This window comes from Brevibacillus sp. IT-7CA2, from assembly GCF_949767855.1.
In the GTDB taxonomy this organism is placed as follows: Bacteria; Bacillota; Bacilli; order Brevibacillales; family Brevibacillaceae; genus Brevibacillus.
The window spans coordinates 40,233-62,195 of the sequence record NZ_CATKQT010000013.1 but is presented as its reverse complement, the minus strand read 5'-3'; the positions used below and the strand labels follow the sequence as shown (position 1 = coordinate 62,195).

Annotated in this window: 24 protein-coding genes, 2 tRNA genes and 1 pseudogene; 11 read left to right on the top strand and 16 right to left on the bottom strand. The window is 42.9% G+C overall.

Translation table 11 applies throughout. From position 1 onward, the window contains the following. Nucleotides 1–29: 29 nt before the first annotated feature. From ACM6JA_RS11150 to ACM6JA_RS11115, 8 genes are all read right to left on the bottom strand, one after another. Entirely contained in the window at nucleotides 30–611 is a 582-nt protein-coding gene (locus ACM6JA_RS11150; RefSeq protein ID WP_414852359.1) for a hypothetical protein, read from the bottom strand. Between the two features lie 284 nt (nucleotides 612–895). Beyond that, nucleotides 896–1,291, bottom strand: a complete 396-nt coding sequence (locus ACM6JA_RS11145; RefSeq protein WP_414852358.1) for a tyrosine-type recombinase/integrase — start codon at nucleotides 1,289–1,291, stop codon at nucleotides 896–898. A gap of 323 nt (nucleotides 1,292–1,614) precedes the next feature. Further along, entirely contained in the window at nucleotides 1,615–1,992 is a 378-nt protein-coding gene (locus ACM6JA_RS11140; RefSeq protein ID WP_414852357.1) for a helix-turn-helix domain-containing protein, read from the bottom strand. A gap of 62 nt (nucleotides 1,993–2,054) precedes the next feature. Beyond that, complete coding sequence (locus ACM6JA_RS11135; protein WP_414852356.1) at nucleotides 2,055–2,732, bottom strand: hypothetical protein; 678 nt, start codon at nucleotides 2,730–2,732, stop codon at nucleotides 2,055–2,057. Nucleotides 2,733–3,461: 729 nt separating this feature from the next. Then, nucleotides 3,462–4,625 carry a DUF6575 domain-containing protein gene (locus tag ACM6JA_RS11130; RefSeq protein ID WP_414852355.1) on the bottom strand — a complete coding sequence of 388 codons (1,164 nt, stop codon included), beginning with the start codon at nucleotides 4,623–4,625 and terminating at the stop codon, nucleotides 3,462–3,464. Between the two features lie 16 nt (nucleotides 4,626–4,641). After that, nucleotides 4,642–5,058 carry a hypothetical protein gene (locus ACM6JA_RS11125; RefSeq protein ID WP_414852354.1) on the bottom strand — a complete coding sequence of 139 codons (417 nt, stop codon included), beginning with the start codon at nucleotides 5,056–5,058 and terminating at the stop codon, nucleotides 4,642–4,644. A gap of 467 nt (nucleotides 5,059–5,525) precedes the next feature. Beyond that, nucleotides 5,526–6,011 (bottom strand): hypothetical protein, encoded by a 486-nt coding sequence (locus ACM6JA_RS11120; protein WP_414852353.1) that lies wholly within the window; start codon nucleotides 6,009–6,011, stop codon nucleotides 5,526–5,528. Between the two features lie 1,085 nt (nucleotides 6,012–7,096). Next, nucleotides 7,097–8,380 carry a helix-turn-helix domain-containing protein gene (locus tag ACM6JA_RS11115; RefSeq protein WP_414852352.1) on the bottom strand — a complete coding sequence of 428 codons (1,284 nt, stop codon included), beginning with the start codon at nucleotides 8,378–8,380 and terminating at the stop codon, nucleotides 7,097–7,099. A 217-nt stretch (nucleotides 8,381–8,597) separates the two neighbouring features. On the opposite strand from ACM6JA_RS11115, the gene ACM6JA_RS11110 reads away from it, so the two are divergent. The 4 genes from ACM6JA_RS11110 (at nucleotide 8,598) to ACM6JA_RS11095 (ending at nucleotide 12,221) form a co-directional block, all read left to right on the top strand. Further along, on the top strand, nucleotides 8,598–8,819 hold the full coding sequence (locus tag ACM6JA_RS11110) for a Spo0E family sporulation regulatory protein-aspartic acid phosphatase (RefSeq protein ID WP_414852351.1): 222 nt from the start codon (nucleotides 8,598–8,600) through the stop codon (nucleotides 8,817–8,819). Between the two features lie 247 nt (nucleotides 8,820–9,066). Continuing rightward, nucleotides 9,067–10,218, top strand: a complete 1,152-nt coding sequence (locus ACM6JA_RS11105; protein ID WP_414852350.1) for an HNH endonuclease signature motif containing protein — start codon at nucleotides 9,067–9,069, stop codon at nucleotides 10,216–10,218. Between the two features lie 57 nt (nucleotides 10,219–10,275). Next, complete coding sequence (locus tag ACM6JA_RS11100; RefSeq protein WP_414852349.1) at nucleotides 10,276–10,782, top strand: SMI1/KNR4 family protein; 507 nt, start codon at nucleotides 10,276–10,278, stop codon at nucleotides 10,780–10,782. A gap of 1,097 nt (nucleotides 10,783–11,879) precedes the next feature. After that, entirely contained in the window at nucleotides 11,880–12,221 is a 342-nt protein-coding gene (locus ACM6JA_RS11095; protein WP_414852348.1) for a tyrosine-type recombinase/integrase, read from the top strand. Between the two features lie 112 nt (nucleotides 12,222–12,333). On the opposite strand, the gene ACM6JA_RS11090 is transcribed toward ACM6JA_RS11095, so the two are convergent. The 3 genes from ACM6JA_RS11090 to ACM6JA_RS11080 all read right to left on the bottom strand — a co-directional run bounded on the left by ACM6JA_RS11090 (nucleotide 12,334) and on the right by ACM6JA_RS11080 (nucleotide 13,467). After that, nucleotides 12,334–12,409, bottom strand: a tRNA-Val gene (locus tag ACM6JA_RS11090). Between the two features lie 25 nt (nucleotides 12,410–12,434). Continuing rightward, nucleotides 12,435–12,511, bottom strand: a tRNA-Ile gene (locus ACM6JA_RS11085). A gap of 362 nt (nucleotides 12,512–12,873) precedes the next feature. Continuing rightward, nucleotides 12,874–13,467 carry a phosphatidylglycerophosphatase A gene (locus ACM6JA_RS11080; RefSeq protein WP_173617498.1) on the bottom strand — a complete coding sequence of 198 codons (594 nt, stop codon included), beginning with the start codon at nucleotides 13,465–13,467 and terminating at the stop codon, nucleotides 12,874–12,876. A gap of 176 nt (nucleotides 13,468–13,643) precedes the next feature. Here ACM6JA_RS11080 and ACM6JA_RS11075 point away from each other — a divergent pair, with 176 nt between their 5' ends. Then, complete coding sequence (locus ACM6JA_RS11075; protein ID WP_414852347.1) at nucleotides 13,644–14,348, top strand: alpha/beta hydrolase; 705 nt, start codon at nucleotides 13,644–13,646, stop codon at nucleotides 14,346–14,348. Nucleotides 14,349–14,350: 2 nt separating this feature from the next. Here the strand turns inward: ACM6JA_RS11075 and ACM6JA_RS11070 are convergent, their stop codons facing one another. Continuing rightward, entirely contained in the window at nucleotides 14,351–14,509 is a 159-nt protein-coding gene (locus ACM6JA_RS11070) for a hypothetical protein (protein ID WP_017250308.1), read from the bottom strand. A 145-nt stretch (nucleotides 14,510–14,654) separates the two neighbouring features. On the opposite strand from ACM6JA_RS11070, the gene ACM6JA_RS11065 reads away from it, so the two are divergent. Further along, nucleotides 14,655–15,164 (top strand): YjcG family protein, encoded by a 510-nt coding sequence (locus ACM6JA_RS11065; protein WP_048033880.1) that lies wholly within the window; start codon nucleotides 14,655–14,657, stop codon nucleotides 15,162–15,164. 78 nt (nucleotides 15,165–15,242) lie between these two features. Continuing rightward, nucleotides 15,243–15,698: a GNAT family N-acetyltransferase gene (locus ACM6JA_RS11060; RefSeq protein WP_414852346.1), complete on the top strand. Its 456-nt coding sequence runs from the start codon at nucleotides 15,243–15,245 to the stop codon at nucleotides 15,696–15,698. Nucleotides 15,699–15,862: 164 nt separating this feature from the next. Here ACM6JA_RS11060 and ACM6JA_RS11055 read toward each other — a convergent pair. After that, nucleotides 15,863–16,039: pseudogene (locus ACM6JA_RS11055) on the bottom strand (NAD(P)-binding domain-containing protein); the annotation flags it as partial. Nucleotides 16,040–16,235: 196 nt separating this feature from the next. On the opposite strand from ACM6JA_RS11055, the gene ACM6JA_RS11050 reads away from it, so the two are divergent. Continuing rightward, nucleotides 16,236–16,751 (top strand): TetR/AcrR family transcriptional regulator, encoded by a 516-nt coding sequence (locus ACM6JA_RS11050; RefSeq protein ID WP_414852345.1) that lies wholly within the window; start codon nucleotides 16,236–16,238, stop codon nucleotides 16,749–16,751. Nucleotides 16,752–16,859: 108 nt separating this feature from the next. Continuing rightward, nucleotides 16,860–17,282 (top strand): DUF3995 domain-containing protein, encoded by a 423-nt coding sequence (locus tag ACM6JA_RS11045; protein WP_414852344.1) that lies wholly within the window; start codon nucleotides 16,860–16,862, stop codon nucleotides 17,280–17,282. A 63-nt stretch (nucleotides 17,283–17,345) separates the two neighbouring features. Here the strand turns inward: ACM6JA_RS11045 and ACM6JA_RS11040 are convergent, their stop codons facing one another. Continuing rightward, the gene (locus ACM6JA_RS11040; protein WP_414852343.1) at nucleotides 17,346–18,191 is read right to left on the bottom strand and encodes a PHP domain-containing protein; all 846 of its coding nucleotides are present in this window, start codon (nucleotides 18,189–18,191) and stop codon (nucleotides 17,346–17,348) included. Nucleotides 18,192–18,297: 106 nt separating this feature from the next. Between ACM6JA_RS11040 and ACM6JA_RS11035 the strand changes: the two genes are divergently transcribed. Next, nucleotides 18,298–18,660 carry a hypothetical protein gene (locus tag ACM6JA_RS11035; RefSeq protein ID WP_414852342.1) on the top strand — a complete coding sequence of 121 codons (363 nt, stop codon included), beginning with the start codon at nucleotides 18,298–18,300 and terminating at the stop codon, nucleotides 18,658–18,660. Here the strand turns inward: ACM6JA_RS11035 and ACM6JA_RS11030 are convergent. Together ACM6JA_RS11030 and ACM6JA_RS11025 are read right to left on the bottom strand one after the other, a co-directional pair. Then, nucleotides 18,630–19,559 carry an MBL fold metallo-hydrolase gene (locus tag ACM6JA_RS11030; protein WP_414852341.1) on the bottom strand — a complete coding sequence of 310 codons (930 nt, stop codon included), beginning with the start codon at nucleotides 19,557–19,559 and terminating at the stop codon, nucleotides 18,630–18,632. The genes ACM6JA_RS11035 and ACM6JA_RS11030 overlap by 31 nt on opposite strands. 9 nt (nucleotides 19,560–19,568) lie before the next feature. After that, nucleotides 19,569–20,291: a YitT family protein gene (locus ACM6JA_RS11025; RefSeq protein ID WP_414852340.1), complete on the bottom strand. Its 723-nt coding sequence runs from the start codon at nucleotides 20,289–20,291 to the stop codon at nucleotides 19,569–19,571. Between the two features lie 285 nt (nucleotides 20,292–20,576). On the opposite strand from ACM6JA_RS11025, the gene ACM6JA_RS11020 reads away from it, so the two are divergent. Further along, complete coding sequence (locus ACM6JA_RS11020) at nucleotides 20,577–21,941, top strand: hemolysin family protein (protein WP_414852339.1); 1,365 nt, start codon at nucleotides 20,577–20,579, stop codon at nucleotides 21,939–21,941. Nucleotides 21,942–21,963 lie beyond the last annotated feature (22 nt).

Genomic DNA, 21,963 nt, shown 5'->3' with positions numbered 1-21,963 from the left:
AAAAAAAACAGGCAAACTTTTAGTTTGCCTTATTCAGTAAGTAACACTTCTACATCTTCATATGCAGTTAAAATAGAGAACGGCACTACTAGTACATTAACGTCTTTACCAAAGATATCTTCGATGATCACGGTAATATTGACGCTTTTTTCATTGTCTGGATCAAGAATGATATCTTCAAACAGAAGAACCTCTTCATGTTCTTTCTTTATTTTTAGGTTTAAGTGCCTAATTTCGATTGTTCCAGTGTTCAAATTAAAAGAACCACTTTGATTATCCTTGTATTCTGGTTCATAATATCTTTTAAAATTATTATTCCTGTTATGAACACAGAGAATAATTCGTTTAATAGCAGTTCCACTTTTTCCTACGTTGTATATTTTTAATAATAAAGATATTTCTAGTATGTTTGCATTATTGTTACTTGTTTGCTTTTTACTATATTGACCAACATCGTTATAATTAGAATAATAATAACCAAATTCACCTGTGTTAATTTCCGCCTTCACTTTCGGTTTATTCAATAACCAATCTCGTAGTATTCCTAAGAGGAAACCAACGATTACTCCTAGTAAAGGCATCAAAACTTGCACTGGTTTTATATCTTCCATTTTAAACAACCCAATCATTAAGAATTATTTGTTAGTAATATTATACAACAAGCTCATCTTCTTCTTACTCTATTTCTCCAGAATATTCTCCAAATGCTTTTAACGCTTGCTGTTTATGATGGTCAATTTCTTACTGAAGTGTAAGCAACAATTTGACCGATTTCTCATCACCTTTTACCGCTTTATCTCTAGCGGCTTCATACATATCAATCAAATCCTGTGCGGTCTTGGTTGCCAATACCATACTGGCAATGTGTCTAAAATCGTCAGTGGGCTCCCACTTATTAAAACTGTTCATCGTCGACCGTCTTTAAGAACCCTTCCTCAGTCATTGTCATATTGGCCTCAATTTTTATGTCCTCTTTACCGTAACCAATTCTCTTTGTAGGATTTTGTTTCGAATTGATGATTTCATTTTCTTCAAGGTAGTTAAAGAAGATTTTTAGAACGTGAAGTTTACTGTTTCGTGTGGTTACATTGTTGTTCCTATCTTTGTGACAGTACATAAGATAGTTTTTCACTGTGTTTGCAGTCACATCATTCACATCAACTATTTCATTGTTAGAGCAGAAGGTTTGAAATTCGCTTAGAGCGGACATGTAGGATTCGATGGTTTTAGGGGATAAGTTTTTATACTCACGATCATCCTTAAAATCTTTAATGGCAAACTTAAGTAACACAAAAAAGCACACTCCCTTTTCAGATTTTGATTCTGAAAAAAAGTGTGCTTCATATTTGAAGACGTGTCTGAGTGCGACCACTTAACTTAAGAAGTGTTATAATCACGCTCAAACCCTTGATATATCAATTATGGTGATCCGGACTGGGTTCGAACCAGCGACCCCCACCCTGTCAAGACGCCAGACTTTTTTTGTTGCATTTTGTTGAAGTAGAGCAAGCCTTGATATTACAGCATTTTAGTGGTTTGTATTTTTGTTATCTTTTGCCCCTCATTGGTGCCCTTTTTTACGTTTAGGCACCAGTTTCGGCACCAATTTTCCATCTATGATTTTCCCTTTAACCACTCCACAAAAACACTTTTTAGAATCCTGTATCTTTGGCCTATCTTTATAACCTGAAACTGACCCGAGTGTACTAATCCGTAAGCATGATTCAGGCTTATCCCCAGTATCTTTTGAATATCTTTCGGAGTCAGGATATCCTTATAATTTTTCAGCACATCTTCATCTACTTCTGGTAGGCCTAATTCTTTGCTAAGCTCTGCTTTTGCTTCTTCATGCTCGTATTCTCCTAAAAGCTTGCGATATGTCTGCACCTCTTTAATTAGTGCATCCACATCCATCATCATCAACTTTTGCATGGATTTTAAACGTTCTACGATCTCTGAAATTTGTTTGTCTGATAAGAAGTTGTGATTCATAATTCACCACCTGTTTCCTCATCTTTACGGACGTACAATCTTGAAACACAATATAATAGTCACTATGTATTCCCAACTTCACCACCATTTAGGTGTTCATTATCAGCCTCGTGTATATCCATCATCATAGATTTCAGTTGTAAAAAGGTCCCTTCATCCATTGATTTGTAATTAATGATTATTGATACGATTGCAACGATGTACATAATAAACACAATTCCCAAATAGTAAATTGAAGCATAACCCCAATGATTAAGAGCAATGAATGTTATCAACCCAAGGATCATTGCTACAGCAGAAGCACCAAGCCCATGTGTTCTTGATGTTCGATTAGAATACCATTCGTATCTTCTCTGTAAGTCTTCGTAATTAATCTTCTTTTTTGGAACAACTAATGTCATCATTTTGTCCATATGCCTCTCAATGGTTCTCCAATCATCCCTTGTATTGCCGGTAACCACACCTTCTAGGCCGGGAACGCCTTTGGCTGCTAGATATGATCTCTTCCCTCCAAACGTCCATTTATAGCAAAAATACATCTGATATAGCACGTATCCGATGGGAACACCCAATGCAGCGAAAAACGCTGCAATGCCTGCAATAGCTGCAAAATTTGAATTAAAAGGTTGAATGAGGATTTCTATTTGAAAGTTAACCGCAGCTAATTTGAACATTAAGAAAGTAGCAAGGAAGATCCACCCTGGTATTCCCCATCTAAGAATCTGAAACTCTGTATTCATACATCAGCCCCCTTTTTTTACTATTTTGATAACAAGTACACTTTTTGTCCATTCAGTATCGATTTCCTTGCTATGATTGCAGAACAAACAGCCACATACCATCACTAGGTCAATTTTATCCCCTCCAACTAAAAGAACCGCCCGTAGGCGGCTTGTAATTGAATAATATACATTGCACGGACATTTTCGTTCAGAAACCAACGGGAAAATCCGTTCGTTGGTTCTTCTATTCTATTGGTTATACAGGTAGTCATATAGTTTGTTCTGCTAGTATTCAGTCTTATAACTTGTTTCATTTAATCGGAGTCGTAGCACGACAGATGTTAGGTCGATCACGGACACCTAGACCTTGTTTTACATAAACCACATTGCCCAGACATTTTCCACTTTCTCACACGTTTCGAGCCAAAGGCTATCATCCACTTTCAAATGATCCAGCCAAATGCGGTTGGAGGATTTGTTGCAACAAGAAGCCCCTTAATTGAAAATGCAATAGTACGCTAAAGGATTGGGAATTGAATTAATTGAATATAAAGATCTTATGAACTACTGACTCCGTACCTTAACAGCTAGATGGAACTAGGTTAAAGAGCATCATATTTAACCGGCTGAGAAACCGAACAGCTCCTGCAGAAATAGGAGATTTTTACATTGTTCAAAAGCCAGTTACACACCGAGGAAGGCGCAACAGGCGAAACCCGCCTCTGCTCTAATCTGAGACGGGTTTGCTTAATGAGGTTTGAAATCAATAAGTGTATAAGTACATTGTTCTTCACTGGTAATTGGATTCGTTTCTGTGGTTTCTTCCAGTGTTGCTATACCATCTGATGGAACTTCAAATTTTCTATCCCGCAATAATTTACCTATTGATCCACTATATTTTTCTCCTTCAGAAGATTTGAAGTTAAATCTATTACGGTCTGTATTGACACCGACTAATGAACCAAAAATTTCAAACTTCAAACTCTCATCCTCCCTATCGTTGTTTAAAACTTGCAGCGTTCGGATTATCTGAGTGTAACCTAGTCTTGATGTAATTTTAATGTTATCGGGAGAAGCCCACTCTACATTCAACTCTATTTTCGAATCAGCTAATTTTTCTAAAAAAGACCGATATGAAATTAGAGTGCGCTTATGAACACCTCCAATTAATCCCTTTAATTTGGATTCGTCAGAAGCAGCATCAATTAGTGTCATAACCTTCTTTAAAGAAGAGGATACTGCTGTTTCCCCAAAGAGATTTTTTCCAGAATCTGACTGTAATCTAACTCCGAATGATGCGGCATAGAACCCTACTACTTTTAATTTATTTGCTTCTTTAATACTTTTTGGTACTGGTCCACGAGAAGAAGAAGCTTTAATAGCAACATTATTCGTGAGGTTTTGAAAACGTAGTAGCACAGCGCCTAAAATATCTGCATCAACTTCTTGAGAATGTGTTCCTTCAATTTCTAATGATAGGTCCACGACATCTCTGCCTGTTTTTTCAGAAAGTAATTCAACCGTCTCCGTTCTTTCAGGTAAAGATTGGTGATCTATATTCAAATAGGAGTCCTCTCCAGGTAATTCTTCCTCTACAAGGGAGTCCACAGTTCTGATCTTCTTTTTTTGATACTGTTCGTTTTCAGATTGAATAATCTCCCAAACCCATCCGTCTTCTGCCAATAATGTCGTTTCTCTTAACGAAATCTTTCCGGACCGTACTGCTCTCAGTCGTATTTCACTTACAGGTATAAAAAACCACTTATCCCACGAATCAGAAATATCGATAAGTATTACTACGAACTTCTGCCCTGAATTGCTCTCACATGAATACAAGACAGGTCTATCATAATAATCATATATCTCTATTATCTTCATTACTCCAATCGGAGTTTTAAAAACAGCGTCCATTGTACATCCCTCTTAATTATGCATTGTAATCGGAAAAGTGGTGTTGTATACCTTGGTACCCCGTACGAACCCACCATGTGACATGAGATTTCTCGTTCTTGGACGGCGTCTCTTTTACGACCCCTGAATCTTTAAATATTCTGCCGATTGAAATGTGGAATTTCCTTAGTGCAGGCAGCCTATTCTTCAATTTTAAAACATCCTCATAATCTGTATGAACCGATAATCCGCATGCTTGACAATCTAATGGTGAAAAATCACGGCTAGGATACCTCATCTTGTGGCTCAAAAAATCTTCTTTCCCAGGTTGTTTTTGCTTTGTTAATCTGTATACAATCATTTCCTCGCAGCGTGCATCTATAGGAGGGCATTGATCTGGAAAATGATCATCCCAGAACATTTTTGTTTCTTCTAGAATATTGTTTTCTTTCACTCTATTACCACCAATCATACACGAATGCCATAATTGTAACATATTTCCTTTAGGATTTATTGGGTAATTATGCGTTCACTATTGAAATATTACTATCACGACGCAATGGATCTGCCTATCATTCGCCAAGTAACCGCATCCTTGTTGATCAACCCACTTCACTTCACACCTCCCCGCAAGGTGATTCATACTCACTCTTACTAGGATAAGACTAAGTTGTCAGAAAAATGATCCCCCTACCAGCGCTTTCAAATCTATACATGGAAGGGCTCTAGTTCATATTGCACGAGCATAAAACATGATGTACCCCGTTTGCTATCTGATTATTTGCCGATTACTTAGAGGACATTCTGTACGATATCACAACTCAACCGACAAAATATGTACATACGTTCGTATAATATGCTCATATTTACTAACAACAGGAATAAGCACATAAAAAAACCAAGCTCCCTCTAAAAGGAAACTTACCTTTTTTTATAGTACTCCTTGATTTTCGATGTTATTTTCCAATACAGGTCAGCCATACGATTCACCTGATCTGGTTCCGCTTCTTCGAAATGATGAGCTCTATCAATCTCATCTTCTAACTCCATTACTAAATCAAATACATCTGGATCGAGTTTATGCAAACCGTCAAATATCTCGGGGCGGATATACTCTTCATAATCTTTGATATTAAAATCTGTGTAACTACCACCGATATGACTAGTTACTTGCACTTCCCCAGCAGCCTTAAGTATTTTGTTGTAAACCTCATACTTTTGTTCTTGCTTTTCCTCAGAATTTTTCTTCTCAGCATCCGCAATATCCCAGTTTCTCTTTAATTCTGCTTGTTTATATTCTATTTTTGAACGCTGCCCATTCACAAGAAGTGTACCGATAACACCCAGGATACTACCCGCAATCGTCCCGAGAACAGGTAATGAAATTTCAAAAGCGGTTTTTTCCATAATTTAAATCCCCTCCCTATTCAATCCTATTAACTATAGCAAAATACTAGTACGCTCTCTATCTGTACTTCCAGTAAAATCGACAGTCCATTTGTAATGGTTTGTTAAAAGTCATATCCTTTATACACAAGATGCCTCCCCTAGCAAATATTTCCCCCCGTTCTACCTAATCAAGAACGTTTTCCTTGGTCAATTAGCGTATCCATTGAAGGGATTTACCGACTATTAAAGCTAATTCTGATGTAGATATTTCCCTATGTTGTAGCTGATCAATTTTCGCCTTTGGTTTCGCCAATTTCATCACCTCACTTTCGTTTTTAGCTAAAAATCACCATTGTTTATTTTTTACGCATTAGATGAAGCCGAAATTAAAAAAGTGTTAAATTAGTCTATCCGCAAGCAAAAGCGAAAGTAAATTTCAAAATTAAAATCTAGCGGGATTTCGGGGCTCGCTCGACCCGCATAGGGCCTACCCTGTCAGAAGGACCCACAGCCGCAACCTCCCAAGCATCGGAAGTTTAATTGCGCCTCACTTATTTGGGCATCCACACGGTTATACACACGTGAATACTAACAACTGCTAATACGCACGTGAACCTTAACTTTTCTTAACAAGGTGACTGTGTAAAGGAATCCCTCGCTGCTGCCCTTAAAATTGAGGGGAGTGTCAAATTTGACGCTCCTTTATTCAACGTTGAACGGAGTATGCCAGCAAAAAAAGTTTTGGGAGATTCACACTATTGGAAAAGGCTGTCGGAGTCGGTCTACAGAAATGCGATCCGGATAGTTATCATGTGGGGGGATACCTCAGAACAAGGGGAGAAGACAGTCGTTAAGATTTGTCTTTTTTCTTTGTAAACAAAAAGAAAACAGACACATGAGGTCTGCTGATTGGTAGGAATTGTTATGAGCTTTATTGTGTTTATCGTATCTTGTTACAGTTATCCTTGTGGGTTATCGCTATACATAATAATAGGAGGTTTTTTAGGTAACGACATGCTATTTGCACCAGTGGAAACAACAACTAGAAAGCAAGCTATTACCAGTGAAACTCTTGAAAGGACAGCTAAAAACTTCCTCATATGTTACCCCTCATTTCTTTTCCCGAATTTAATCATATTATATACTTCATTCAATTTTTTCAGAAGTTCCAAATCCATATCTTTTTTTAATTCACAATGATGCATGTTTATCTCAACAGCGCAAGACATTATTTCTTCGATTCGATTGATTTTTCCGTAATACACAATACTTTGTAGATAAGCATCCATGCCCTCATTGAAATGACCGCGACTAACAAGGAAGGCTCCTTTGTTTTTGTAATAATTACCCATTCCTGAAAAGTTGTAAGCATTATTAAAATCAAAAGAGAAGTTATGTTCCTCTGTGTTGATAACTTGTTCGATGGAGTTTACGTCATTAACGTAAAGTAATGCTTCTATTAGGTCGTTGACTCTATGGATTAGATTGTTCTTTGTCGCTTCCCCTACACACTCCCTGAGCAATGGTATTGCTTCCTGATAATGACCAGTCTTTGACAAGATAATTGCACGTAGATACTTGGAGCGTTCCATGATAAAACGATAGCCTAACTTTTCGTACATTTCTATATGGGATTCCATGTCTTCAAATTTGCCCATTCGCATATAGGAATTACAAATAGCCAAGGCAATGCGTTCCTTTATTTCATTGCTTGTAGAATCCTCGGCATGTCCCATTTTTCCAAGTTCAATACACTGCTCATATTTTTTCAAGTCATGTGCATCAAATGCCATTAAGTAGCAAAGGTTAATTCTCTCTTCATGACTCAAAAACTCTATGTAATACAATACTTCTTCCCCGTGACGAAAGGTTTCTTCGAGGCGGTGTGGGTTATTTCTTTCGATACGGTATCTATGAAATAAAGCTTTAGACATGTATGGTTGAATTCCGCGAATCCGACAATATTGAGCAAGTTGGTTAAAGAGCACTAGCTTAATTTCTGTGTCTTCAACATTGAGGGCAGTATTGTACAGGATCTCTACTGAGTCCTCAGTTTTTTCTTTTGGATTTTCGAGTATACGGGAAACTATTTTTATAGTTAGGTCTTCATTTGGGAGTTGAATAGCTTCGAGCAACAAATCGTGTAAGCTATTGTGTCGTGTCTCATTAGAGATGTAAAGTTCGATTATCTCCTCATATTGTACATCTAAGGCTTCAAAGATGCGTAACAAGGTTATTAGTTCTGGTCGCTTTGTTTCTCCATTTTCTATTCTTGAAATAGAGCTTTTACTGACACTTGACTTTTCTTCTAGTTCAGAAAGAGTGAGGTTATTTTGGGTTCTGTACCGTAATATTGTTTCGCCAATATGGTCTTCCACATTGTTCACTTAATTCACTCCTTTACCATTTTATTACATTTACGAAAAGCATTATATCAATAGGAGTTAGAACTATCAAATGCAAGTATTCGATCTGTTTCGACAATTTATGGCTTTTAAAATTATTTTGTGTCGAACGTTGCATAAATGGAAAAATACTCGTTATTACGCAACAACTGGTATTCTTTGGAAGAAGCGAGGTGATGTAATGGGGGTGAGTTAAATAATGAGAAGGCATGAAATGAGGAACGAAGACTTATTACAGAAGATTGATACCCTTCAATTCCAACTGAACGAAATTTTCAAACAGAAGGGAAGTCTAACTGACTGTGCTGTGGTAAGGGTGAGTCAAGAGCTTGATGATTACTTAGTGGAGCATCAACGTAGAATGCAAGATGAAGTGTCTGGCAAAGAGAGCATCACCAGTAAAAGTCGAAGAGTAATCTGATTAACAATTTAGGGGGTATTGTGATGAAAAAGGCAGTTCTGGCAGCATTTTTATCTTTAAGCCTGCTATCGAGTGTATCTTTACTGTTTTTAGAGAAGAATGATTTATTGGATGATGCGTAGAATTAAGTCAGCTATTGGATCAATACATTCTAGTAATTCAATCAAAAATGATGGAAAAAGAATAAATGTATAAAACGCTAGGACAGCAACACAAGGATTTAGAAAACGAAAAGGGGTGGAAGTCCATGAAAAGATTCAAACAAATGTTAGTTCCTTTGGTCACGTTCTCATTGTTACTAGTTCCCGTATCAGTATCAACCCCTGCATCTGCGGAAAGTACAGAAGAAGTCGTTGAAAGTCCAAAAGAAATTGCCGAGACAGAAGAGGAAAACAGCGAAAGTATAGAGGAAGTCGCGGAGACAGAAGAAGTCGTTGATTTCGAAAACCTTCCCATACAACTGGCGGAGGGGGTAACCCTAGAGGAATTGGCGGAAGCCATGGACGAGCCTGGCATACTCGAAAGCAAAAACGTAACTATTATGGAGAGCAGCGCAACGGATGAAGTCGTCGGAGTGCGCCAAATGGTGTATAGCCCCAATGCAGCCCCAGTTGAAAAAGAAGACGACTCTAAGTTTGACTTCGGTGCCTTCTCTTACAACAGTGCTGACAAAGCTGTCGAGGTTGCTGAATCTGACACTGATGAGGTTGGAGCTATTGAGCCAAGGAGTTGGCTTCCTACCGTTGATGGAGTGTTCTTTGATCACCAGATGACGTCCGACTGGGCTGGTGGTGACGTATACTCGACGGTTAAAGTAATCGCCGTGGTAGGCAGAGTAGCCTCTGTGGACGCTACTCACACTATTATCCGTTCGGCATCAGAGGACGGGAAGTATAACGTAGAAAGAAATGGAAATTTGGATTTTAAGCCTCCTTACGCGAACCTATCTACGCATAGGGTACGCGCTAATGCGGAGACTTACTGGTGGTCAGGGAAATTGGAAGGAACTGTTAGGTACCTGGGAGGAGGCTCCTCACCTATCGCCCATTTGAAGGAGGTAGAAAAGATCCTGACTAACAATAAAGGCGAAATCTACCCTGATTATGTCGATCCACAGTCGAACATCCAGTTAATTAAACCGGACGCTGACATGGTGCCTCAGAAGAGGGAACGAGCGGTGGATAGAGAGGCCTACAAGAAACGTTACGAGGGTTACTTCGGCCCCTCTCAATATTTCAGTTGGAACGAAGTTGAAATCCATCATATGATTCCGTTAGAATACTATGGAAAAAACGATTTCGACAACCTGATCCCCCTTCTCAAAAAAGGTTACAAAAACGATTACATCCTGGTACATGATGAAGTAAATGACTGGTGGAGAAGTTACCGAAAAAATTAAAAAAACGGACTGTCATTTAGGTGGCAGTCCATACTTTTATTGAAAGGGTGTGTAGACATGAGTAATTCGTTTGACGGAAGCATCCGTATGATCCGAGGAAGTCGAACAGAGCGGGATGGGAACTTGCATATTATAAATGGAAAAAATGAGTTCATTTTTTACAAAGCAAACGATCCAAATACCAGTATAGAGGCGCATTTGAAATCGTTTGATCTCCCTGAAGACTATGTAGAATTTTTACATAAATTCGATAGTGCCGTCTTATTTCAAGGGTTGGGATATGGCGGTGGTTGCAGTATTTTGAGCCCCCAACTCGTCATTCAGTATTGGAAAGGATACAGTATAGATCATCCTTACTATCCTATCGCATGGAGTAGCCACTCGCTAGGTTGTATATGCGTAGATCAAGACAGAATCGACAGCGGAAACGGCTACCTCACATGGATTGAATCAATGGACCCCGATAACCCGATTGACATTGACCTGACATTTACAGAATGGCTGGATAAGCTCATCGAACACGAAGGGAAGGAATTCTGGATACCGCCCTTTGGAGAGCAGTAGGCACGAGAATTTGAATGGTAGTAATTCCTAAAGCCCCCTCTTTAACAGCTTGAGGGGGCTTTACTATACTGAAAAGGAGAGTGCCCATGATACTTTTTTTAATTATTTTACTGGTTTTTTGGGGATTTTCTTTTATTTTTTCGTTGTTGGAATCTATTAAATATGTAACGCAGAAAAATTTCATTATATACAACACCTTACGGAACATTTCTTTAATAAGTTTTGTTCTGCTTCTTATCGTTTCTTTTTTTATTGCGAGAATAATAGCTAATTAAGATTCAATTTTAGAGATTTAAAAGAAAGGGCTGTCCCTAGGTATACTTGTACCCTTGTGGAGAGCTACGTTATTTTAGTAACGTTCCCATTCGATTCAGTAGTTACGTAACCATTGCCATTAGTAACGTTAGCGCGGCTCGTCAAAGGGTAGTTGGCTCACCCCTTTTCTTTCGGAAGTAAAAAATAAATCGCTTCCTATTCTTGACCCAAGGTAATTCGGGACAGTAGATGAAGCGTTTTTTCAGTAATAGCAATGCTCTGTGAATAGGAAGTGACTTTTTAAATTTAAGTCTATCTGAATTTCGGGGCTCGCACGACCCGCATGCTTCTACCTCTCCAGAAGGACCCGTTCCTTTTCCTAACGTCGATTCTGAGCCATATTTCGTGATTAGATAGACACGATTTAGCTCCTTTCTTATCAGTCTAGGTATCTCTGTACTCTTCCACATAATCAATCATGTTTCAAAGCAATCTCATAGATGATATCAAACTCTCATTCCTCTAATAGACTATTGGTATCTCCCTCCTTTCACTGCAATAAAAAATGCCACTCTAAATACGAGTGACATATCGCGAGTATATTTCTTTAATATTTTCTTTAAAGATTTTCTTTAGGCTTCGCGCTCTAATGATGGAAAAAGTTTGACTGTACTCTACGTGGAGTACGGATCTGTACCCTTTCCGTTTGCCAAATTCTTAACCATGACGGAAAAACTCTGGAGCCAGGAGCAAAAACGGCATCAGGTATCCGCTCCATTGGCATCGATAAGGTAACAGCAATTGAGTTAGAAAAACTACGCTACCGCACTAAAGAAGAAAAGATGGCAAATCGAAATATATACGAGGATAACGACCTGATGATATGCACACAGTTAGGCACTCCAGTTTCACCACGAAACATCAATCGCACTTTCTATCGCCTAACTGAAAAAGCGGGATTGAAAAGAATTCGTTTCCACGATTTACGTCATACTCATGTTGTTATGCTTTTAAAAATGAGAGAGAACAACAAGCGAATTGCTGAGCGTATGGGATGGTCGAGCGTGAAGATGCTGGATCGCTACTCGCACGTTACTCCACACATGCAAAAGGAAACAGCGGATGCTTTCGGGGAGATGTTCTTTTCGGCACCAAATGGCACCAAAAAATCTTTAGTCGAATAAAGGGCACCATTTCGGCACCAATTTGCTTTTGTTCGCACAAAAGGGGAACAAGCGGGGTCGCTACAAAAATAAGAAAAACCCTTGATTACCAAGGGTTTCAGCATTCGTTCTATGGTGATCCGGACTGGGTTCGAACCAGCGACCCCCACCCTGTCAAGATGGTGCTCTCCCAACTGAGCTACCGGATCATGGGATATGTGTGTGATCGTTTAATGGTGGGCCCTGTAGGACTCGAACCTACGACCAATCGGTTATGAGCCGACCGCTCTGACCAACTGAGCTAAGGGCCCGAATCGTATCGGACGTCGATCACATTTATTACTATACAGTATCGTAAAATGGATTTCAAGAGGAAATGAATAATTTCTTGTAAAAATTTTCACTCGTACCAAAAGAACACTAAAAAACCCAGTGAAATCAGGCTTGTTTTTTCCTTGTAAAAAGCCATTCCCCACCGCTGCTGCCCACATCCCCCTACAAAACATGGGGATTTCCTACAAGATGGCATCACATCATACATGACGCATCAAGCATATGAGCTACACCGGTGAAGAATTGGTCTCCTGCTAAGCTGAAAACTATTCAATAGAGATGAAAACAAACAAGATAATTAGGTAACGATCGAAACAAACTCCCTCATCCCATACCTAACCTACCCAGCCTGCTCCGTCCCTTTCCCTTTCTCCTCAACACGCAGCTCCGCTTCCTGTTGCTTCAACGCCTCACTTCGTGCCAATTCCGCCTCCTGCTCATCTCTCATCCGATGGGCCATGCGGCTAGATGCATTGGCTGCCACACTCGCCACGAGGTCGTCCAAAAATGTGTGAACACGTCCCTCTGCCGACTTGGTATCCAGTCTTTTAATCACCCCGACCTTGTGTTTATCCAAATGTCCAAAGGTGGTCACCGCGATACTTCCATATCCAAATACGGAGCCTAGTGCCAATGTTTCGTCGCATCCGAACAGTCCTTCATCTGACGCGATGATGGATTGGAGCGGCTCGGACAAGAGGCCCTTTTCTGCTAACGTATCCAACTCAACGCCAACCAGGATGGCGTGCTGCATTTCCCTTTTTTCCAAGACCGCTTTCACGCTCTCGATGCACTGCGCCATTGTGAGATCTGGATGGTAGGGCGACTGCATGAGATAGACGATCTCTGCGATATCATCCAACGTCACTCCGCGTTCTGCCAAACGTGCGAGAGCAGCGTTTCTGACTTCGATGCTGTGTACTTGCTTCTTCATATAAGAGACAACCCCTTCCACAAATCGAGTGAAGTCGTTTCCTACCATAGTATCACACGCTGACCAAATTGCGACAATCTTTCGCCCAATGCCTGACCCTGCACCCAAACTATTGGGCATGCCCGCTCCCTCCTGTATAATAATGAACAGAATATCCCAATAAGGAGGACACCGCAGTGGCCCTTGAGGAAATCGTCTTGAAAAGCCGGCATTTGGGGACGCCGGAAAAGCTGGTTGTCTACACACCCCAACGCTACTCGCCACTCTACTCGTATCCAGTCCTCTACGTACAGGATGGAGAAGATTACTTGGCAATGGGCCGGATGGCTACTTTGTTGGATCAATTGAATCAGGACAAAGAACTGCCTGATATCATCGCTGTCTTTCTCCCTGTCGAGAAAAGCAAACGGAACGACCGTTATCATCCGGATGGCAAGGAGCACATGGCCTACCGACGCTTCCTCGCCGAAGAAGTCGTGAGCTATGTCGATACGCATTACTCCACACATCCTTTGGGGAACGCACGAACACTTCTTGGCGAATCTTTGGGCGGGGTTGTCTCTCTGTTCACTGCTCTTAACTATCCACATACGTTTGGACAAGTTGCCTGCCAGTCGATAGCCATGGACGCAAACCTAAATCGTTTGGTAGCTGACGCTGACTTTTCCGTACCACAAACCATTTATTTGGAAATTGGGACGGAGGAAACGGCAGTAAGCACGGGGCGCGGCACATTGAATCTTCTTGCGGCCAATGAAGAACTGCGCGAGATTTTGGGCACGAAAAAAGCCACCCTCGTTTATGAAACGTTTGAGGGTGACCATACGTGGGGCCACTGGCAGCGCAATCTACCGCGTATGCTTAAGACGCTTTACGGGTAAACTTACCGTGGCTGTTCTTCTTGTGGACCTTCATCCTTGATAGTGGATACGAGTGCCTCTTCGAATTCTCCTTTTCGTATCGCAGTCAAGATGGTGAAGGTCAGCACAGACAGTAGAAGCAGAACGAGAAAAATGAATGTGATCATCATAGCCGTATACATGCAGTGCGGCACCTCCTTGCACTACACAGTCTTTCCTTAGGCGCAAGGAATATACGGACCCACGCTTAACATTACACAAATGAAGAATTTTCTGTTAAAATAATATCTTGTAGAGCATGATAGATAGTAAGGAGGAGTGGTCCTGATGATGTACAGTATCGTAATATTCCCATCTAGCAAGGTGCAAGAAGTTGCCAACTCTTACCGGAAACGTTATGACCCGGGCTATGCTTTGGTTCCTCCGTATATCCGTTTGAAGGAAGCCTTTGAGCTGGACGAAGCCAAGCTGCCTGAGCTGGTGAGCCATCTGGAGCAGGTTGCCTCCTCTACCGACAGCTTTTCGGCTCATTTCCATCGAGTATCTTCTTTCCACCCTACCAACAACGTGATCTATTTGGCTGTGCAAAACAAAGAACCATTTAATGAGCTGCATCAAAAGATTGCCAATCAGTGTGTGAATGAAAAAGAAACCTATGCATACGTACCGCATCTGACCATCGGGCGCGACCTGTCCGACGATGAGCTGCGAGATGTAACCGGCCAACTAAGCATGGCAAAAATTGACCTGAACAGCGAGATTGATCGCTTCCACTTGATTTATCAGCTCGAGGATGGCATCTGGAGCGTTTACCAGACTTTCCTTCTCAAAAAATAAACACCCTTTCCTCAATCACCAACCCTCACTGCGTATCCATCGCAGGGAGGGATATTTTCTAACAAAGGACGAATATCGATGAACCTGCAAACCTACCAGATCCAAAGAGTCACCACTGAACAAGAATTGGCGGATGCCCTGTCCGTACGCCGCGTCGTTTTCATCGAGGAACAGGAAGTACCGGAAGAGTTGGAAATAGATGAGCATGACACATTGGATGGCGGGACGATTCATTTTGTGGCCTACCGCGATGGAAAGCCAGTGGGCGCAAACCGTCTCCGTACGTACGCACCTGGGGTGGGAAAAATTGAACGGGTGGCGGTTGCTAAAACAGAACGCGGTACCGGGCTGGGCCGCCAAATCATGCTCGCGATGGAAGAGCTAGCCAAACAACACGAGTATGACAGCCTGAAGCTGAACGCACAGACGCAAGCCCAACGGTTTTACGAAAAGCTCGGCTATGAACCTTTTGGCGACTTATTTGACGATGCGGGTATCGAGCATATTGCGATGGTCAAATCCATTCGCGAATAACAAAAGCTGCGTGCAGCTCAATCCCCTTAGTCGGAAAACAACCTCGTTTTCGCTATGATCATCATGCGAAGCGAGGTTGTTTTAAATTTCAACCAAAAAAATCAAATCACCAGCGGTTTCCGAATTGCCTCAATCACGCGCTCAAAAGAGTCAGCACCCTAGCCCTCTGCTACACTGCCCGCCAGCACTGCCCCCTTCTCGACTAGACCTTTGGCTCTATCTGCTGAACGGTTCCAGACAGTGGTTGGATGACCGCCTTTTAGAAAAGCATCCGCGAGTGCTACTCCCATATTACCAAGGCCAATAACTGATACAGACGCAGGAATTGATGTTGATTTCATTGTTTGACACTCCTTTCATTTTTTTGCAAGCGAGATGAACCAGCGCTACATGCAAGGTCTATCGCTCTTGATTGCGATTCTAAAGCTTTACACTAGTGTGAATGTCAATACAAAATTCAACGCTTCTTGACACTTCTCACTCGGTGGAATAACATGGAATCAGAAACATACGATATCGTATCTTTTGAGGTGAGCCATGCAATACGTACGTGAAGATTGGATTCGAGCAGGGCTCGATATGTTGGCTGAAGCAGGCATTGACGCTGTCCGTGTGGAACCTCTCGCCAGAAAACTAAAGATCAGCAAGGGGAGCTTTTATCATCACTTTACAGATCGTCAAGCGTTACTGGACTCCATGATCGATTATTGGGAGGAGCATGCGACCGAGCGGATTATTCGAGCGCCACACTCAGACAACATGTCGTTGGAACAGCTGTTGTCGAGCGTTTTTAGTAGCGAACGGAAAATCGAAGCCGCCATCTACAACTGGGCGAAACAGCATCCTGCCCTTTCCAAACGTCTCGTGGAAATCGAGAAGCGCAGGATCGGCTTCGTTGCCTCTTTGTATGAGAAAAAAGGGCTGGCTCCCGCTGATGCAAAGGCACGCGCTCAACTCGCGTACCTCCTCTATATTGGTTGGCTCGTGCGCAGAGAGCTAGAAGCGCCTTTTGATATGTCTACACCCTTGCATCATTTTATGACTTGGATTTGATTACCCCCTTCCTGCCTGACAGATTGTCTTGCACAGGGATTTTTTCACCCAAAACATACGGATGCGTATCTTCTACAAAAACCTTACGAATCATTAGGAGGCATTCCCATGACGCATGTTTTCCCTATCTCATCTGCTATCTTCTTAGTCATCGTGTCCTTGCTGCATTTTTATTGGGCCTTCGGAGGAAAATGGGGGACAGATTCCGTCATTCCCACAACTGCTGATCATTCACGTCGAACTTTTTCCCCTCGGAAAGGTGGTACGATCGTCGTTGCCTGCTTGTTGACTTGTGCCGCTTACCTTTTGCTTGCCCAGAGCGGTTATCTCCCGCCCGTAATAGCCCCTTCTTTGATTCAATGGGGATGCATTGTCTGTGCCGCTGTATTTGTCCTGCGGGCTGTGGGAGACTTCAACTACATTGGCTTTTTCAAAAAAGTAAAAAATACGAAGTTTGCCCGTCAAGATACGGCATTGTTCATTCCTCTATGCTTGTGGTTAGGGATATCATTTCTACTCGCATTGTTTTAAGATCACAAAAAAACCCTCTTCCCATAAAAGAGAAGAGGGTCGCTTCCATTACGTATGGATGAATTACGCCTTCCGCTTCGCCGAAATCGCACGTAGCTGTTCAACAGCATCCATCGCTGCGGTATGGGAGCCGAGCATCGCATGAAACGGCTCCTCTCCACGCCAGCCATGGAAATCAGAACCGCCCGTTACAACAAGTCCGTATTGTGCTGCCCACTTGCTGTAGCGCATTTTTTGTACCTCATCGTTGTCCGGGTGATTGACTTCAATCCCGTCCAATCCGAATACGATCAACTCCTGGACCAACTCATCATCGTCATACAGACCCGGATGAGCCAGCACCGCCACTCCGCCAGCCTCTTTGATTAGCGTGATTGCTTCCTGCGGGGTAATGCGTGGAGGATTGACATAAGCCGCTCCCCCTTTGCCCAAGTACTTATCGAAGGCCTCCGCAATCGTAGAAACGACGCCCAGCTCTATCAGTTCTTCGGCAATATGCGGTCGCCCGATGTTTTTGTCCGTGCCCTGCTTGCGGCGGTATACCTTTTCCAATGAAATGTCGATACCGAGCTCCTGCAACCGTGCTATCAGCAGTTGGTTACGCTCATGCCTTGTCTCTCGCAAACGAAAGAGACGCTCTTCAAAAGCTGGATCTTCATACGGGACAAAATAGCCGAGAACGTGAATATCCTGCCCCTTCCCTACGGAGCTCACTTCAACTCCCGGAATGATTTCCACGTCGAGTGCGCGGGCAGCCTCCATTGCTTCTGGAATCCCTGCTACCGTGTCGTGATCCGTGATCGCCAGTGCAGCAAGTCCCGCCTCCTTCGCCAAACGTACGTTTTCCGCTGGCTCGCAGGTACCGTCTGACGCTTTTGTATGTGTGTGCAAATCTGCTATAAATTCCATCCTCGTCCACTCCTTCTTTTCTTTTTCTACAAGTCTGAATTGGTATTGCCGTACATAGTAATGGAGTAAGCTTGATTTCTCAATGGTTGAACCGAGGAGGATGTCCATGCGGTTAAAAAACAAGACCCTTACCGGTGTCGTTCAGCCACTCTCTTATGTTGACAAAATGCTGCGGCAACAAGGCTTTCATCGATCAGGCGGGGACAGTATGCTCACGTACGATGTCGTCATGTACGATTCCGCCAGCAGCAGCGCGTATTTTTTGCGCATCCCTACGAACTACACCAACACAACAACCGGAAAAGGGGAACTGAATGTCAAACTGGGTCATCCGTATTTAGAAGCAAAGTTCTATATGAACACCACATCCGAAGAAGTTTTTTTCATTCCCAAGGCCGTCCGCGAAGCTGCAGAGCATAAGCTAGCAGAAATCGCCGATTACCTGTCTGCTCCCTCCGCTCCATCCTGAACTGTTCTCCACAACCACCGATTATGTTCAAACCGGTATGCCACCCTCTTTGTTTTCTGAAGCCCGACCAAGTAACCCATAAACGCCGTCCGAAACAGGACGTAGCTCGAAGCATTCTCTATGGAAATGTGTAAACGCTCACACAGGAGAGTTAACGCTTCTTCTGGTGTTCTCTCCTCTACTAAAATGTCGCAGATCACCGAGAAAATCCGCTCATGCCAAGCAATATTTTTGTTCACGGCATCATGAGAGGTGGTGGTATATGCTCCGTGCCCAGGCAAGTATCCCTTGTAGTTGGTTGCAAGCAGCTTATGTAGACTAAGTAGGGTCTCATGCGCATCCACAAGAAACGGCAGCTTGTGCTTTTCCAAAACCTCTTCGCCTAAATAACTGTCGGCAGCGAAGCAAATCTCGTCACAGACGACGCCAACCTGTTGCCAGCTATGCCCCGGCAGAGAAAGGATATAGAAAGGTACGCCAGCAATTTCGATCCCTTCATCCAGTGGAAGGAGGTGGTCCACCCGAGAAGGTTGCGCCAACAAAAACTTGTTTTTGAGATCCTCAAGTGGTGCTGCACCCATGTTCAAGTAAATGGGCTCAAGTATCGGATTCCGAATGATCGCCTCTTCCAGCGGTGGCGCATAGACCCTTGCTTCGGGCCAGCATCCGAACAAGTAGGCGTTGCCACCGAAATGGTCGGCATGAGAGTGTGTTTGAATGATTGCACACAAGGGCTGGGCGATAGCGTCCAGTCCTTTCTTGATTTTTTTTGCGTTCTGGGTATCCAGACCAGAATCAATCAAGATCGCTCCATGCTCACCAATAACAAGGCCTATGTTAACATGACCGGGAAAATATCCAACACGCTCCGTTATCATTTGAAATGCTTGTCCAGACAAAATAGTCCCTCATTTCATCCTTTTCCTATTTATTTTCTCCAAAATATCGCCTTCCCCTTCCCTATTCCTATATCTCGTGTACGTGTTTACATAGAGCCGCGACGAGCGACCATCCATTTTACGCGAAAAAAGCGGGCCAATGATCGTATACGGTGGCAGAGGTCGTCCGAGTCCACTGAACATATGCGTAGTCGCCGCAACCGCAACGATTGTCAGCAAAGAGAAAATCAATCTCTCCATCCCGATCGTTTGAATCGAGCAGAGTACGATCAACCCATCAATTAGAAAAATTAGCAAAGCAACCCGCAGCTTGTATCGCCTGGCAAGAAATTGCGCGAGCAGGTCTGTCCCACCCGTATTCGTCTCGTAGGCAAGCATCAAGCCAATCCCCATTCCGATTAACACGCCGCCAGTTACAGCGGAAAAGGATGTTGACCATAGATTCCAACCACGCATATCCGAGAGAATGTCTATAAAGAAAGCAGAAATCAGCATGCCGTGAAAGCTGTGAAAAAACAATCGGCGATCATAAAAAAAGACGATGACATACACAGGGATACTTACCAAAATCATCACGAGCCCCGGCGGCATCTGCATGTAATACGTCGCCAACAAACCGATCCCGATCATGCCCCCGTCCATCAGGCGATGTGGAACCAAAAACAGATTGACTCCTACCCCTAGAAGCACGCTTCCTGTGAGAATCGCTAGACTTTTTTGCAGCCAGTACACGTCGCTCTCCCCCTTGGACCGTGCTCGTTTATGTTTATGATCGGAAAGAAGCAGGTATGTCCAAGTATTACCTAAGAATGCGCTCGTTCAAATCGGAACGTTTTGACTGTTCGGTTGACCTATTGGTATACTTACGAGTAACAAGTAAACCTGTAGCATGGCTCATGAAAAGCATATCCATTGCAGGTTTTAGATCGAATATTTATCCGTTTTTGGTCGTACATGTAAAATACCATTATCGTATCGGAGGTGAATTCTCCACCTTTCGCACTGCGGGAGGCGGAGGTGTGCTTGGAGAGTCCGATAGGGGAGATTACGCTGAATCTGCTGCTCGTGGTATTTTTGGTTCTTCTGAACGGCTTCTTCGTCGCAGCAGAATTCTCGTTGGTAAAAGTTCGCCAAACTCGTCTGACCCAGCTCGTCAGTGAAGGCAATAACAAAAGTGCCCGCTACGCGCAAAAAGTCACACGAGAGCTCGACGCCTATCTGTCCGCCTGCCAGCTCGGAATTACGCTGGCTTCGCTGGGATTAGGCTGGGTCGGTGAACCTGCCGTCGCCCATTACGTCGCGCCCGTCATGGCATTTTTTCATTTCCCATCTTACTTGGTCGGTCCGACCTCACTTGCGGTTGCCTTTGCTATCATCACATTTTTACATATCGTCTTCGGAGAGCTTGCGCCTAAGTCTTTGGCAATTCAAAAAGCGGAGGCCACTTCCCTATGGACTGCCGCACCGCTCATGTTTTTTTACAAGCTGAGCTACCCGCTCATCTGGTTTTTAAACGGAGCAGCCAATTTACTGATCAGACGCCTTGGAGTCGAGCCTGCCACCGAAAACGAATCTGCTCATACAGAAGAAGAAATCCGCCTGCTCATGAACCAGAGTCATAAAAGTGGTCACATTGACCAGACCGAGATGGCTCTCGTCGACAATGTCTTCGTGTTTTCCGAACGTCTTGCCCGGGAAATTATGATCCCACGGATTGAAATGATTTGCCTCTACGACGACAACACGTTTGATGAAAACCTCGAAATTATGAGAGAGTCTCGCCATTCACGATTTCCCGTTGCTCATGAGGATAAGGACAGGCTGATTGGCTTTGTGCACACTTCTGATTTTTACCTTTCTGCACTAACGACAGGGAAAGCAGAGTTAACTGATTTTCTCCGTCCATTATTGACGGTGCCGGAATCCATGGAAATTAGCCACGTCTTGCGCTTAATGCAAAAACGCCGTTCCCAACTCGCCATCGTGATTGATGAATATGGCGGTACAGCAGGGTTGTTAACAATGGAGGACATTTTGGAGGAAATCGTCGGAGATATTCAGGATGAGTTCGATGAAAATGAGCGCCCTGAAATTGAAGAAAGCTCCAGCAATACGCTCTCGGTTTCCGGCAAAACTCTCTTGACAGAACTGAATGATTACATATCGATTGAAGTCGTTTCCGACGAAGTCGACACCATTGCCGGATGGCTCTACAGCCAGTTAAATGAAGAGGTCGCGAAAGGCAAAACCGTTACATTCCAAGGCTATCTTTTTACGATCAGTGAACTGGAAAACCATCGCATTACACGGGTGAGCATCACATATTTGGGAGCAGAAGATTCGTCCCCTCTTCCTAAGGATATCGTGTCGCTGCACTCCTAATCGAAAAGAACAACCAAAATGG

What these genes read in the sequence shown, in the direction of transcription:
- ACM6JA_RS11150 (WP_414852359.1), bottom strand. Translation starts at nt 611, where the DNA reads ATGGAAGATATAAAACCAGTGCAAGTTTTGATGCCTTTACTAGGAGTA.
- ACM6JA_RS11140 (WP_414852357.1), bottom strand. Translation starts at nt 1,992, where the DNA reads ATGAATCACAACTTCTTATCAGACAAACAAATTTCAGAGATCGTAGAA.
- ACM6JA_RS11135 (WP_414852356.1), bottom strand. Translation starts at nt 2,732, where the DNA reads ATGAATACAGAGTTTCAGATTCTTAGATGGGGAATACCAGGGTGGATC.
- ACM6JA_RS11130 (WP_414852355.1), bottom strand. Translation starts at nt 4,625, where the DNA reads ATGGACGCTGTTTTTAAAACTCCGATTGGAGTAATGAAGATAATAGAG.
- ACM6JA_RS11120 (WP_414852353.1), bottom strand. Translation starts at nt 6,011, where the DNA reads ATGGAAAAAACCGCTTTTGAAATTTCATTACCTGTTCTCGGGACGATT.
- ACM6JA_RS11110 (WP_414852351.1), top strand. Translation starts at nt 8,598, where the DNA reads ATGAGAAGGCATGAAATGAGGAACGAAGACTTATTACAGAAGATTGAT.
- ACM6JA_RS11105 (WP_414852350.1), top strand. Translation starts at nt 9,067, where the DNA reads ATGAAAAGATTCAAACAAATGTTAGTTCCTTTGGTCACGTTCTCATTG.
- ACM6JA_RS11100 (WP_414852349.1), top strand. Translation starts at nt 10,276, where the DNA reads ATGAGTAATTCGTTTGACGGAAGCATCCGTATGATCCGAGGAAGTCGA.
- ACM6JA_RS11095 (WP_414852348.1), top strand. Translation starts at nt 11,880, where the DNA reads ATGGCAAATCGAAATATATACGAGGATAACGACCTGATGATATGCACA.
- ACM6JA_RS11080 (WP_173617498.1), bottom strand. Translation starts at nt 13,467, where the DNA reads ATGAAGAAGCAAGTACACAGCATCGAAGTCAGAAACGCTGCTCTCGCA.
- ACM6JA_RS11070 (WP_017250308.1), bottom strand. Translation starts at nt 14,509, where the DNA reads ATGTATACGGCTATGATGATCACATTCATTTTTCTCGTTCTGCTTCTA.
- ACM6JA_RS11065 (WP_048033880.1), top strand. Translation starts at nt 14,655, where the DNA reads ATGATGTACAGTATCGTAATATTCCCATCTAGCAAGGTGCAAGAAGTT.
- ACM6JA_RS11060 (WP_414852346.1), top strand. Translation starts at nt 15,243, where the DNA reads ATGAACCTGCAAACCTACCAGATCCAAAGAGTCACCACTGAACAAGAA.
- ACM6JA_RS11050 (WP_414852345.1), top strand. Translation starts at nt 16,236, where the DNA reads ATGCAATACGTACGTGAAGATTGGATTCGAGCAGGGCTCGATATGTTG.
- ACM6JA_RS11045 (WP_414852344.1), top strand. Translation starts at nt 16,860, where the DNA reads ATGACGCATGTTTTCCCTATCTCATCTGCTATCTTCTTAGTCATCGTG.
- ACM6JA_RS11040 (WP_414852343.1), bottom strand. Translation starts at nt 18,191, where the DNA reads ATGGAATTTATAGCAGATTTGCACACACATACAAAAGCGTCAGACGGT.
- ACM6JA_RS11035 (WP_414852342.1), top strand. Translation starts at nt 18,298, where the DNA reads ATGCGGTTAAAAAACAAGACCCTTACCGGTGTCGTTCAGCCACTCTCT.